This is a genomic window from Neoroseomonas alkaliterrae (assembly GCF_014199195.1).
GTDB lineage: Bacteria > Pseudomonadota > Alphaproteobacteria > Acetobacterales > Acetobacteraceae > Neoroseomonas > Neoroseomonas alkaliterrae.
Genome location: NZ_JACIJE010000003.1, coordinates 20,850 through 32,866, shown reverse-complemented (window position 1 = coordinate 32,866; position 12,017 = coordinate 20,850). Strand labels below are relative to the sequence as shown.

11 protein-coding genes are annotated in these 12,017 nt (G+C 73.6%); 8 read left to right on the top strand and 3 right to left on the bottom strand.

Annotated elements, in window-relative coordinates; all coding sequences use genetic code 11:
* Positions 1-125 precede the first annotated feature (125 nt).
* From FHS88_RS06145 to bfr, 3 genes are all read left to right on the top strand, one after another.
* A complete protein-coding gene (locus FHS88_RS06145) occupies positions 126-1,160 on the top strand; it encodes an extracellular solute-binding protein (RefSeq protein WP_184483402.1) in 1,035 nt (344 codons plus the stop codon).
* An 11-nt stretch (positions 1,161-1,171) separates the two neighbouring features.
* Complete coding sequence (locus FHS88_RS06140) at positions 1,172-1,351, top strand: (2Fe-2S)-binding protein (protein WP_184482440.1); 180 nt, start codon at positions 1,172-1,174, stop codon at positions 1,349-1,351.
* A 121-nt stretch (positions 1,352-1,472) separates the two neighbouring features.
* Positions 1,473-1,961, top strand: a complete 489-nt coding sequence (gene bfr, locus FHS88_RS06135) for a bacterioferritin (protein WP_184482437.1) — start codon at positions 1,473-1,475, stop codon at positions 1,959-1,961.
* Here the strand turns inward: bfr and FHS88_RS06130 are convergent.
* From FHS88_RS06130 to FHS88_RS06120, 3 genes are all read right to left on the bottom strand, one after another.
* Positions 1,927-3,459: a GH3 family domain-containing protein gene (locus FHS88_RS06130; protein ID WP_211842323.1), complete on the bottom strand. Its 1,533-nt coding sequence runs from the start codon at positions 3,457-3,459 to the stop codon at positions 1,927-1,929. The genes bfr and FHS88_RS06130 overlap by 35 nt on opposite strands.
* Entirely contained in the window at positions 3,456-5,714 is a 2,259-nt protein-coding gene (locus FHS88_RS06125) for a penicillin acylase family protein (RefSeq protein WP_184482434.1), read from the bottom strand. The genes FHS88_RS06130 and FHS88_RS06125 overlap by 4 nt, the downstream gene beginning before the upstream one ends.
* 175 nt (positions 5,715-5,889) lie before the next feature.
* Entirely contained in the window at positions 5,890-7,551 is a 1,662-nt protein-coding gene (locus FHS88_RS06120) for an ABC transporter permease (protein WP_184482431.1), read from the bottom strand.
* A 101-nt stretch (positions 7,552-7,652) separates the two neighbouring features.
* Here FHS88_RS06120 and glcF point away from each other — a divergent pair, with 101 nt between their 5' ends.
* From glcF to FHS88_RS06095, 5 genes are all read left to right on the top strand, one after another.
* A complete protein-coding gene (glcF, locus tag FHS88_RS06115) occupies positions 7,653-8,969 on the top strand; it encodes a glycolate oxidase subunit GlcF (protein WP_184482428.1) in 1,317 nt (438 codons plus the stop codon).
* Positions 8,966-9,262 (top strand): hypothetical protein, encoded by a 297-nt coding sequence (locus FHS88_RS06110; RefSeq protein ID WP_184482426.1) that lies wholly within the window; start codon positions 8,966-8,968, stop codon positions 9,260-9,262. Before glcF ends, FHS88_RS06110 begins: the two co-directional genes overlap by 4 nt.
* A gap of 47 nt (positions 9,263-9,309) precedes the next feature.
* Positions 9,310-9,885, top strand: a complete 576-nt coding sequence (locus FHS88_RS06105; protein WP_184482424.1) for a tetratricopeptide repeat protein — start codon at positions 9,310-9,312, stop codon at positions 9,883-9,885.
* An 89-nt stretch (positions 9,886-9,974) separates the two neighbouring features.
* Positions 9,975-11,042 (top strand): bifunctional DNA-binding transcriptional regulator/O6-methylguanine-DNA methyltransferase Ada, encoded by a 1,068-nt coding sequence (ada, locus tag FHS88_RS06100; RefSeq protein ID WP_184482421.1) that lies wholly within the window; start codon positions 9,975-9,977, stop codon positions 11,040-11,042.
* Between the two features lie 152 nt (positions 11,043-11,194).
* Entirely contained in the window at positions 11,195-11,926 is a 732-nt protein-coding gene (locus FHS88_RS06095; RefSeq protein ID WP_184482418.1) for an Npun_F0296 family exosortase-dependent surface protein, read from the top strand.
* The last annotated feature ends 91 nt before the right edge of the window (positions 11,927-12,017 follow it).

Genomic DNA, 12,017 nt, shown 5'->3' with positions numbered 1-12,017 from the left:
GCCGCGGGGCGGGGGCCGGGAACCCCCGCCTGGCGCTTCTGTAACTGAGATGCGTTCGCAATTGCACTTGCGAGCGTTTCTCATTTGCAGTAGGAATCCGCCCGCCAGCCATTCGGGGTTCCGTGATGCGTCGTCGCCAGCTTCTTGCCGTTCCCGCCCTCGCCGCCGCCGGCGCGCTCGCACGCCCGGCGCTCGCGCAGGAACGCACGCTGAATCTCTATTCGTCCCGCCACTACGATACCGACCGCGCCCTCTATGACGGCTTCACGGCCGAGACCGGGATGCGCATCCGCCTCATCGAGGGCGATGCCGACCAGCTCATCGCCCGCATCCAGTCCGAGGGCGCCAACACGCCGGCCGACGTGCTGATCACCGTGGACGGCGCGCGCCTCGCCCGCGCCTCGGCGGCCAACATCCTCGCGCCGACGCGCAGCGAGATCCTGAACGGCCGCGTCCCCGCGAGCCTCCGCCACCCCGAGGGCGAGTGGTACGGCGTCTCGCGCCGCGCCCGCGTCATCATGTTCGACAAGACGAAGGGCCGCCCCGCCGGGCTCGACCGCTACGAGGACCTCGCCAGGCCGGAGTTCCGCGGCCAGATCCTCGTCCGCGCCGCGGCCCATCCCTACAACACCTCGCTGATGGCGAGCATCATGGTCGCCAACGGCGAACAGGCCGCCGAGGCCTGGGCGCGCGGCGTCGCGCAGAACATGGCCCGCCCGCCGCAGGGCGGGGACACGCCGCAGTTCCAGGCGGTCGCGGCCGGCGTCGGCGGGCTTGCCATTGCCAACACCTACTACCTCGCGCGCTTCGGCGCCTCGAGCAACGCCGAGCAGAGGGCCCTCTACGACAGGATCGGCGTGATCTTCCCCAACCAAGCCGAGGGCGATCGCGGCGCGCATGTGAATGTCTCGGGCGCGGGCGTGGTGCGTTCCTCCTCGAACAGGGAGATGGCGCTGAAGTTCATCGAATACCTGACCGGCCCGCGCGCGCAGGAGATGTTCGCCAACGGCAACTTCGAATACCCGGTCGTGGCCGATGTGCCGCCGCATCCTGCGCTCGCCGCCCTCGGCACCTTCCGCGCCGACGAGCTGAACGCGCAGCGCTACGGCGCGCTCGCCCCGCAGGCGCTGCAGATCATGCAGCGCGCGGGCTGGCGCTGAGGCCCTCCGCGATGGTCGTCTGCCACTGCAACCGCCTGACGGATGCGCAGATCGCCGCGGCCATCGCCGCCGGGGCGTCCCGCCCCGCCGAGGTCTATGCGGGCTGCGGCTGCGGCGCGCAATGCGGCTGCTGCTGCAAGACCATCCTCGGCATGCTGCGCTCCGGCTCGGGTGATTCCGCGCCGAAGTGAGAATGCGCCTCAGGCGCATTATCCAGCAAAATCAGTTGCTTGCTTGACTTCACCGTGCGCCTGCGTCGTCATCGCGGGCAGGCGGCGCGGCGGCCCGCGCCGCAGCGCCGGAGGCTGACCCATGCTGCGCGACCCGAAGGTCATCGAGCATCTCAACACCCAGCTCACCAACGAGCTGACCGCCATCAACCAGTACTTCCTGCACGCGCGGATGCTGAAGCATTGGGGCGTCACCAAGCTCGGCAAGCACGAATACGAGGAATCCATCGAGGAGATGAAGCACGCGGATGCGCTGATCGACCGCATCCTCTTCCTCGGCGGCCATCCCAACGTGCAGCGCCTCAACCCGGTGCTGATCGGCGAGGGCGTGCGCGAGGTCCTCGAATGCGATCAGAAGCTCGAGCAGAAGGCCATCGCCGACCTGCGCGAGGCCATCGCCTATTGCGAATCGGTGCGCGACTACGTCTCGCGCGACCTCTTCCTCTCCATCCTGCGCGACGAGGAGAAGCACGCCGACTTCGTGGACACCCAGTTCGACCTGATCGCGCGCATCGGCATCGAGCGCTACACGCTGCTCAACTCGGACGCGGCGCCCGACCAGGATCACTGAGGGCGGCGGCCATCGCCGCGAAACGCGCGGGGTCGGCGACCACCCGCGGCACCTTGTGCTGGCCGCCGAGCTTGCCCTCGGCGCGCATCCAGGCGGCGAAGGCGCCTTGCGGCACCAGCACGACCTCGGGCGCGGCCAGTTGCGCGCCGTCTCGGTGCGCGGCGTAGTCGTCGTTCTCCGCCCGCAGCGCGGCGTCGAGCAGGGCCGCGAGGTGCCGCGCCGCATCGGCGGGCGCGGGCGCCTGCGTCTCCACGCACCAGCGATGCCGGCCACGGCTGCCCGCGAACTCGGGCCCGACCGCATATTCCGCGACGCGCAGCCCCGCCTGCGCGGCGGCGGCGAGCAGCGCCGCCTCGATCTCCTCCCCCGCCAGGTGCTCGCCGAAGGCCGAGAGCATCCAGGAGGTGCGCCCCGTGACCAGCAGCCGCGGCGGGGCGCGGTCCAGGAAGCGCACCGTGTCGCCGATCACGTAGCCGAACAGCCCGGCGCAGGAGGAGACGACGACGGCATACTCCACCCCCGTCTCGATCGTGCCGGCCCAGTGGCGCGTCGGCGCCGCGGAATCGAGCTCGCCCACCGGCACGAACTCGAAGAAGCAGCCGCGGTCGAGGCAGAGCCGCATGCCCTCGCCCTCGCCGCGGTCGGCGATGGCGATGAAGCCCTCGCTCGCCGGATAGACCTCGCGCGTCACGCAGCCCGGCGGCAGGAAGGGCGCGATGCGCTCGCGATAGGGCGCCCAGGCGACGCCGCCATGGATCAGCAGTTCGAGTGCGGGCAGCGGCGGGCAGCCGTGCAGCGCCGCCAGCCGCTCGAACAGCACCAGCAGCCAGGACGGCGTGCCGGACAGCGCGCGGATCGCGCCGACCGGCGCCTCGCGCGCCAGCGCATCGAGCTTGGCGTCCCAGTCCGCCATCAGCGCGACGCGCTCGGGCGGCCAGGACCAGGCGCGCAGGAAGGCCGGGACCTCATGCGTCGCGATGCCCGACAGGTCGCCCTGGCGGACGCCCGGCGCCACCTCCTCGAGCGCGGTCGAGCCACCGAGCATGAAGGACAGGCCGCCGAAGGGCCGCGCCCCCGGCTGTGCGGCGAGATGCCACACCAGGACATCGAGCGCCGCGCCGCGATTGGCCCGCACCATCTCCCGGCTCACCGGGATGTGCTTGGTGCGCCCGGAGGTGGTGCCCGAGGTCAGCGCGAGATAGGGCGTGCGCCCCGGCCACACCACGCCATCGAGCACCGACAGGGCGGGCGCGAGATACTCGGCATGCAGCGCCTCGTAGCGCCGCAGCGGCACCGCGCGCTGGAAATCGGCGACCGAGCCGATGTCCGCGAAGCCGTGATCGCGCCCGAAGCGCGTGCCCGCGGCGCGGCGCAGAAGGCCGAGCAGCAGCGCCTCCTGCGTCGCCGCCGGGTCCATCGCCTGCAACTGCCGCAGCCGCCGCGCGGCGACGAGGCGCAGGCAGGGCGTCGCATCGAAGGGAACGCCCGCCCCGATCACCGCCGCGGCTCGATGCGCGTGACGAGCGGGAATTCGCGCGTCACCGTCTCGGCGCGCAGCGGGATGCGGATGCTGCGCCTCTCGAGCCAGAGCGGCACCTGGTCGGCGAAGGCGGCGGAGCCCAGCCAGCCATCCTGCCCGCCCCACAGCGTGAACCAGTTGGCATCGGGGTCCGCCATGTCGCTCACATGCCGCGCCATCGAGCCGAAGGCGGTGTTGTGCCGCGCGGTCACCAGGCCGTGGCTGGTCTTCATCGGCGTCTCGCGTGAGCCGCCGATGGGGTGGTCGCCGTATCGGAAGGCCTCGCCCACCACCGGCAGGTTCACCAGCGCATGGGCCAGCGGCAGGCGATGCATCTCGCCCCAGGTGGTCAGCCGCGCCATGTCCGCGGCGGCCTGGCGCGCGGCCTCGCGCAGCGCCGCCTCGCGCCGCGCGGGCGGCAGGGCATCGAGGTCGGGCAGCAGGAAGGCGGTGATGAAGTTCCACTGGCTCTCCGGCGCGCGCCGGCTCTCGGTCGCGCCCTGGCGTTCCTCGGGCTGCAGCAGCGGCACGAGGCGCGCGAGCAGCACCTCGAAGGCGACCGGCGCGCGCGCATCGGCGCGATAGTCGCCATCCCAGCCGCGCAGCGCGGCAAGCAGCGGCGCGGCCTCGGCGATGCCCTCGAGGCGCTCCGCCAGCGCCGCGGCGATCCGCCCCGCGCGCGGCGAGCGCGTATCGGCCTGGATCGCCATGATGTCCGCCGGCGTGGCGCGCGGCAGCGCGGCCAGCATCTCGCGCAGGCGTTCCACGCGGTCGCTGTCGGAGAAGAAGAAGCCGAGCGGAGGCGGCGACCGCCCGCCCAGCGCCTCGGGCCTGTTGTTGGCGCTGGCGAGGAAGCCCTCGCGCGGGTTGACCACGAAGGGCAGGTCGGGCGTGCGCAGCAGGCGCCGCCACGGCGCCGTCGCGGCCGGATCGCGCGCGTCGAGCACCGGATCCTCCGACGGGAAGCCCGCGCGCGCGGGGATGGTCGTGGCGTAGAACTGCCCGATGCTGCCGTCCCGCGCCGCCCAGGTCATGGTCTGGGCCGAGACGCCGAAGCGCGCGAAGGCGGCGCGGAACTGCGCGCCGTCGCGCGCGCGGGCCGCGCCCAGCAGCGCCGTCACCTCGTCGGTCGGCTCGTGCCCGACCCAGCGCAGCGCGAGCACGTCGCCCGGCCGGCGCGGCAGCACCGAGGCATCGGTGATGACCGGCCCGTGCTCCGTCCGCCGCACCGTGCGTTCGGCGCTGAACCACAGGCGCTGACGGATCCGCACGCGCTCGGTCGTGAAGGCCCCGGGCGGCAGCGCGGAGACGTCGAACAGGTCGGAGGAGGCCGCGCGCAGGTTGGTCCCGCCCCAGCCGATCTCGGGGTTGCGCCCGAGGCCGAGCAGCGGCAGCCCGGGCAGCATGAGCCCGACCGCGTGGAAGGAGGGCGAGCGCATCCCGGCCGCGAGCCACGCATTGGGCTGCGTCAGGCCGAGATGCGGGTCGGAGCCGATCAGCGCCCCGCCGCTTGCCGAGCGCCGCCCGGCCACCGCGACCGTGTTCGACCCGCTCCGCGAGGCCCCGGCCAGGATGTCCCCGATCACCGCGAGGCGCCGCCCCGCGAGCGCGGCCTCCGGCGCGGAGGAGCCGGCGGCGACGGTGCGCTCCCACAGCCGCGCGAAGCCCGGCGTGCCGCGCGCCGGCAGCAGCGCGAAATAGCCGAGCCAGTTCACGTCGGTCCCCGCCAGCCGGCCGATGGCGAGCAGGTCGTCCTCGGTGAAGGGCTCGCGCGAGAGGCCGAGCAGGCCGAACTCGGGCGGCGGGGGGGTGTTCATCACCGCATGGTTCAGCCCCGCAGTGTAGGCCGCCATCAGCCGGCGCGTCTCCTCCGGCCAGGCGGCGCGGATCGCCGGCGCGGCGCGGCCGAAATCGAGGATGCGCAGCGCGTGGTCGATCTCGGTGGCGAAGGGCCCCGCCGCCTCGGAGAGCCGGCCGCGCGCCGCGAGCCGCAGCAGCGCGACCTGCGCCCCGCGCAGGTGCCCCTGGATCATGCCGAGCGCGTAGAACAGGTCGCGATCGGTCTCCGCCTCCACCCAGGGCACCATGTGCGCGTTCCAGCGGATGGTGACCGGGCGCTCGAGGTCCGCGCCGGCGGCGGGGAAGGCGGCGATGCGCTGCTCGACGCCGACGGGGCGGGGACTCAGCGCCGCGCAGCCGGGCAGCAGGAGCAGGGCGGCGATCAGCGCGCGCATGCGCCACCCCCGGCGCATCACGCGGCCCGCCCGCCGGCGTGGCCGGGTGCGGGGCAGGGGCGGCTTCGTCGTCCGGGCAGTGTCATGCGGGCGGGAAACCTCGATGATGCGGACCGAGCATGGCGACGGCCCGCAAGTCGGCAAGGGCGCGGGCCTGTCGCGAAATGTATCGCGCTCAGTCCTGCCGGCGCATCGCCCGCGTCAGCGCCGCCACCGGCAGCAGCCCGACCAGGACGATCAGCAGCGCGGCGGTGGAGGCCTCGGCCAGCCTCTCATCGGAGGCGAGGTTGTAGACGCGGACCGCCAGCGTATCGAGGTCGAAGGGCCGCACGATCAGCGTCGCGGGCAGTTCCTTCATGGTGTCCACGAAGACCAGCACGGCGGCGGTGAGCAGCGCGCCGCGGGCGAGCGGCAGCTCGACCTCCCGCACCGCCTGGCCCGGCGTGCGCCCGAGCACCCGCGCGGCCGCGAACAGGGACGGTTTGAGCCGCGCCAGCCCCGATTCCACCGAGGACAGCGCCACCGCGAGGAAGCGCACGAGATAGGCGAAGACCAGCGCCGCCATCGTCCCTGAGAGCAGCAGGCCGGTGGAGACGCCGAACCTCTCCCGCATGAAGGCATCGAGCGCGTTGTCGAACAGGCCGAAGGGCACCAGCGTGCCCACCGCGATCACCGAGCCCGGCAGCGCATAGCCCATCGCCGCGATGCGGTTCGCCATCACCCGCGCCGGGGAGGGATGCATCCGCGCCGCCCAGGCCATCAGCGCCGCGATGGCCACCGCGATCGCGGCCGTGATGCCCGACAGCGTCAGGGAGTTCAGCGCGAAGGGCAGGAAGCGCTGCGGCGCGAGCGGATCGCCCGAGGTCACGGCGAGCCAGGCGAGCGCCCCGGCCGGCACGCCGAAGCCGAGCAGCACCGGCGCCCCGCAGGCGAGGATCGCCGCCGCCTCCCGCCAGCCATGCAGGGGGTGCGCGCGCAGCGGCGGATGCCGGGTGGTGGTCGGGTGGAAGCGCCGGTCCCCGCGCGAGATCCGCTCCAGCGCCAGCAGCAGGAAGACGCAGCCGAGCAGCGCGACCGAGAGCTGCGCGGCCGCCCCGCGGTCGTCCATGCCGAACCAGGCCTCGTAGATGCCGGTGGTGAAGGTGCGCACGCCGAAATGCTGGACCGTGCCGAAATCCGCGAGCGTCTCCATCAGCGCGAGCGCGATGCCGGCGGCAAGCGCCGGCCGCGCGAGCGGCAGCGCGACATGGAGGAAGGTGCGCGGCAGCCCGTGGCCGAGGGTGCGGCTCGCCTCCACGAGGCAGACGCTCTGCTGCAGGAAGGCCGCGCGGCAAAGCAGATAGACATAGGGGTAGAGCACCATCGCGAGCATCAGCGCCGCCCCGGGCAGGGAGCGGATCTCGGGCGCCCAGTACTCGCCGTAGCGCAGCCCGGTCAGGTCGCGGAAACCCTGCTGCACCGGCCCCGCCACGTCGAACAGCCACGTGTAGACGTAGCCGTTGAGGTAGGCGGGCATGGCAAGCGGCAGCAGCAGCGCCACTTCCAGCACCCGCCGGAAGCGGAACTCGCAGGTCGAGACGATCCAGGCCGAGATCGCCCCGGCCGAGCCCGCCATCAGCGCCACCAGCAGCACCAGCAGCGCGGAGTTGGCGAGCATCTCCGGCAGGGTGGTGGTGGCGATGTGCAGGAAGCTCGCGCCTGGCCGTGTCGCCGCGGTCACCGCCACGGCGAGCAGCGGCGCCGCGATGCAGGCCGCGACCAGGAAGGAGGCCCAGGCCCAGGCCGGCACGCGCCTGCGGGGCGGGGCGGGCAGGGCGGGCGAGAGGATGCGAGTCATTCGCAAGAGCAGCTAGCACAACCCCCGCCGCCCGGCGACCCCCCCCCCCCCTTTACCGCCCCGCCCTGGCGGGCCTGTCCGGGCCTCCCTAGACTGAGGACATGCAGACCAGCTTCTCGGCCGCGCAACTGGCCGACCCGGACATCGCGGAGAGCAACCGCATCCTGCGCACCTGCGTCCATTGCGGGATGTGCACCGCGACCTGCCCGACCTTCCTGCTGCTGGGCGACGAGCTCGATTCGCCCCGCGGCCGCATCTACCTCATCAAGGACATGCTGGAATCCGGGCGCCCGGCCACCGAGGCGGTGGTCCGCCACGTGGACCGCTGCCTCTCCTGCCTCTCCTGCATGACGACCTGCCCCTCGGGCGTGCACTACATGCACCTCGTGGACCACGCCCGGGCCTATATCGAGCGGACCTACCGCCGCCCCTGGCCGGAGCGCGCGCTGCGCCGGGTGCTCTCCTTCGTGCTGCCCCATCCCGCGCGCTTCCGCCTCGCGCTGATCGGCGCCTGGTTCGCCCGGCCCTTCGCGCGGCTGGTGCCCGGCACCTCCATGACGGCCGAGCGGCTGCGCGCCATGCTGCGCCTTGCGCCCGCCTCGGTGCCCTCGCCCTCGGATGTCGAACGACCGCGCATCCACCCCGCGCAAGGCGCACGGCGCGGCCGCGTCGGCATCCTGATGGGCTGCGCGCAGCAGGTGCTCAGCCCCTCGATCAACGAGGCGACGATCCGCCTGCTCACCCGCATGGGGATCGAGGTGGTGGTGACGAAGGGGCAGGGCTGCTGCGGCGCGCTCGACCACCACATGGGCCACCACGACGCCGCGATGCGCCTCGCGCGCCGCAACATCGCCGCCTGGACGGCCGAGATCGAGGGCGAGGGGCTGGACGCGATCGTGGTCAACGCCTCGGGCTGCGGCACCACGCTCAAGGACTACGGCTTCATGTTCCGCGAGGAGAAGGACGCCGCGCAGGCCGCGAAGGTTGCCGCCCTCGCCGCCGACATCAGCGAGGTGCTGACCCGCTTCGGCTACGCGGCCACGCGCCCACCGCCCGGGATCACGGTCGCCTACCACGCCGCCTGCTCGCTCCAGCACGGCCAGAAGATCACGCAGGAGCCCAAGGCGCTGCTGCGCGCCGCCGGCTTCATCGTGAAGGAACCGGCCGAGAGCCACATCTGTTGCGGCTCGGCCGGCACCTACAACCTGCTGCAGCCCGCCATCGCGGGGCAGTTGAAGGCGCGCAAGCAGGCCAACATCGCGCGCACGGGCGCGGCGCTGATCGCCTCGGGCAATATCGGCTGCCTGACGCAGCTCGGCGACGGCGCGATCCCCGCGGTGCACACCGTCGAGCTGCTCGACTGGATGGCGGGCGGCCCGGAGCCGGCGGCGGTGGCGCGCGCCCGCGCCGCGGCATGATCCTGCTGCGCCTCTGGCGCGGCGAATTGCCGCTCGCCGAGGCGTTCTGGACCTGGGCGGTGCTGGTCGCGCTCGTGGTCAACCTGTTCACCACCATCGGCTTCTACTGGCTGGTGATGGCGGAACGGACCACGGCGGCCATCATCGTCGGCTACGTCATCTCGGTGGCCTACAACATCCTCGCCGGGGTGGGCGCCTGGCGTTCGGCCGGCCGGCCGGACGCCGATCCGCGCTGGTCCGGGCCGGCGAGGCTTGCCGTCGTCATCGGCATGACCATCCTCAGCCTGACATGAGCGGCGCCTGCTTGCGCCGCCCGCCACGCCTGACGGAACATGAGGCCATGCGCGCCGCCCTGTTCGCCCTGCCGCTGCTGGTCCTGCCCGCCCTGGCCGAGGCCCAGGCGCCGCGCCCGCCCGGCCGCGCCGAGGAGAACCGCCGCGCCGAACTCGACAGCCTGTTCGAGGGCCTGAAGGCCGCGCCCGACGATGCCGCCGCCGCGATGATGGAGGCGCGCATCCGCGCCCTCTGGATCGAGGGCGCCTCCCCGGCCGCGGTGCTGCTGCTGCGCCGGGGCGTGCGCAACCTCGCCGCGCGCACCCATGACGAGGCGCTCGAGGATTTCGACGCCGCGCTGATCCTTGCCCCCCAATCGGCCGAGGCCTGGCACCAGCGGGCCCAGGCCCATGCGGCGATGGGCGATGCGGCGGCCGCCGCGCGCGACCTGCAGGAGACGCTGCGCCTCGAGCCGCGGCATTTCGGCGCGCTCGTCACCCTCTCGATGCTGCAGGAACAGGCGGGCGACGCCGCCGCCGCGCTGCGCAGCATGGAGGCGGCGCTCGCGCTGCATCCGCGCCTGCGCGGCGGGCGGGAGCGGCTGCGCGAACTCCGCCGCAAGGCCGAGGGCGACGCGACCTGAGCCGGGAGGCCCCGCCGCGCGCCGCAGTGGCGCATGCCGGCGCAACGCGCGGATGGCGCCCGGGCGGCGGCGCATGGAACAACCGGGCCATGCCTGACGCCCTTCCTCCTGCCGACGACCTCCGCTGGCAAGCCGTGCTCGCGCGCGACCCCGCGCCCACCTGCGGGCCGTTCCTCTATGCCGTGACGACACAGGGCGTGTTCTGCCGGCCGGGCTGCCCCTCGCGCCCGCCGCTCAGGCGGAACACGCGCTTCTTCAGCGACGCGGCCGCCGCCGAGGCCGCCGGCTTCCGCGCCTGCCGCCGCTGCGACCCGAAGGGCGAGCGCGCCGCGCTGCATGCCGCGGCGATCCGCGCCGCCTGCGCCATGATCGAGGCGAGCGAGGCGATCCCCTCGCTCGCGGTGCTGGCGGCGCGGGCGGGGTATGCGCGGCACCATTTCCTGCGCCTGTTCCGCGACATCACGGGGGTGACGCCGCGCTCCTATGCCGAGAGCGTGCGGGCGCGGCGGCTCGCTGCGGCACTCGCCGGCGGCGCGCGGGTGGCCGATGCGGTGGCCGGGGCCGGCTTCGGCAGCGAGAGCCGGGTCTACGAGGACAAGGGCCGCGTCCTCGGCATGACGCCCGGGGCGGCCAGGCGCGGCGGGGCGGGGGAGGTGATCCGCGTCGCACTCGCCGAGAGCGCGCTGGGCCCGCTGATGGTCGGCGCGACCGGGGCGGGGGTCTGCTTCATCGGCTTCGGCGAGGATGGGCAGGCCTTGCTCGGGGACGTGATGGCGCGCTTCCCCAAGGCGCGCATCGAGGAGGCGCCGGAGGCGCTGGCCGGGACGGTGCGCCGGGTGGTGGCCCATGTCGCGGAGCCGAAGGCGGCGCTCGACCTGCCGCTCGACCTCCGGGGCACGGCCTTCCAGCGGCGGGTGTGGGAGGCGCTGCGCGCGATCCCCTTCGGCGAGACGCGCAGCTATTCCGCCCTCGCGGCCGGGATGGGCATGCCGGCGGCGACGCGCGCGGTGGCGCGGGCCTGCGCGCAGAACAAGGTCTCGATCGCCGTGCCGTGCCACCGGGTGGTGGGCAAGGATGGGGACCTGACCGGGTATCGCTGGGGGGTGGCGCGCAAGCGGGCGCTGCTTGCTGGCGAGAAGGCCGGGCGCGGGGGCTGAGGGGCGCGCGGCGGCGTCGGCCGACTTTACACCGCTGCCGGCGCGGATCGAATGCCCGCCGCCAACCCCCTGGGCGGACACGCCTTTTCGTGGTGGCACGCTTCATGCTGCTTCACGGATCGAGATGTAGCCCTTTGGCTTGGAGAATGCTGATGACGCGGTTCGGCAAGGCGGTTCTGGCGGGTGTGGCGGCCATCGGGCTCGGGATGTCCTCGGCGCAGGCCGCGCTGAGCGTCAGCGGCTCGGTCGGTGGCGCCCCCACCGGCACGATCCGCTTCAACTTCGACGACCTGCCGCTGGGCACGGCGGGCGGCGCCTCCACCGCCGTCAACAGCACCGACCAGATCATCGTGAACATCACCACGAACGGCCAGGCGGTGCAGGGCAGCGCGACCGGCGTCTATGCCGCCCCGTTCCTCTCGGGCGGCAACGGCACGGGCTTCGGCCTGGGCGGCAGCAACCAGGCCGATGGCGTGAATGCGACGACCTACCTCACCAGCGGCTCCACCGGATCGGTGGCGGCGGCGCAGGTGGAACTCGTCCTGCCCTTCAGCGCGACCTATTTCGGCATCCTCTGGGGCTCGGTGGACAGCTACAATACGCTGTTCTTCTACGACGGCGCCACGCTGGTCGGCTCCGTGACCGGCAGCGACGTGACCGCGAGCCCGAACGGCAACCAGGGCGTGAACGGCACGCTCTACGTGAACATCGAGTCCACCCTCGGCTTCAACCGCGTCGTGGCGCGCTCGAGTTCCTTCGCCTTCGAGTTCGACAACGTGGCGCTCAGCGCCGCGCCCATCCCGGCGCCGGCGAGCCTCGCGCTGCTCGGCCTCGGGCTGCTGGGCCTCGGCGCTGTGCGCCGGGGCCGGCGCGCGCGCGCCTAGACGCCGGACCGTCCGCGACAGCGGCAGGCGGCGCGCCGGATCCCCGGCGCGCCGTTTTCGTGCGCGCGCCCCACCGGTCGTGTCGCTGCGC

Coding starts and splice junctions, on each gene's coding strand:
- FHS88_RS06120 (WP_184482431.1), bottom strand. CDS start 7,551: ATGACTCGCATCCTCTCGCCCGCCCTGCCCGCCCCGCCCCGCAGGCGC.
- glcF (WP_184482428.1), top strand. CDS start 7,653: ATGCAGACCAGCTTCTCGGCCGCGCAACTGGCCGACCCGGACATCGCG.
- ada (WP_184482421.1), top strand. CDS start 9,975: ATGCCTGACGCCCTTCCTCCTGCCGACGACCTCCGCTGGCAAGCCGTG.
- FHS88_RS06145 (WP_184483402.1), top strand. CDS start 126: ATGCGTCGTCGCCAGCTTCTTGCCGTTCCCGCCCTCGCCGCCGCCGGC.
- bfr (WP_184482437.1), top strand. CDS start 1,473: ATGCTGCGCGACCCGAAGGTCATCGAGCATCTCAACACCCAGCTCACC.
- FHS88_RS06125 (WP_184482434.1), bottom strand. CDS start 5,714: ATGCGCGCGCTGATCGCCGCCCTGCTCCTGCTGCCCGGCTGCGCGGCG.
- FHS88_RS06105 (WP_184482424.1), top strand. CDS start 9,310: ATGCGCGCCGCCCTGTTCGCCCTGCCGCTGCTGGTCCTGCCCGCCCTG.
- FHS88_RS06110 (WP_184482426.1), top strand. CDS start 8,966: ATGATCCTGCTGCGCCTCTGGCGCGGCGAATTGCCGCTCGCCGAGGCG.
- FHS88_RS06095 (WP_184482418.1), top strand. CDS start 11,195: ATGACGCGGTTCGGCAAGGCGGTTCTGGCGGGTGTGGCGGCCATCGGG.
- FHS88_RS06140 (WP_184482440.1), top strand. CDS start 1,172: ATGGTCGTCTGCCACTGCAACCGCCTGACGGATGCGCAGATCGCCGCG.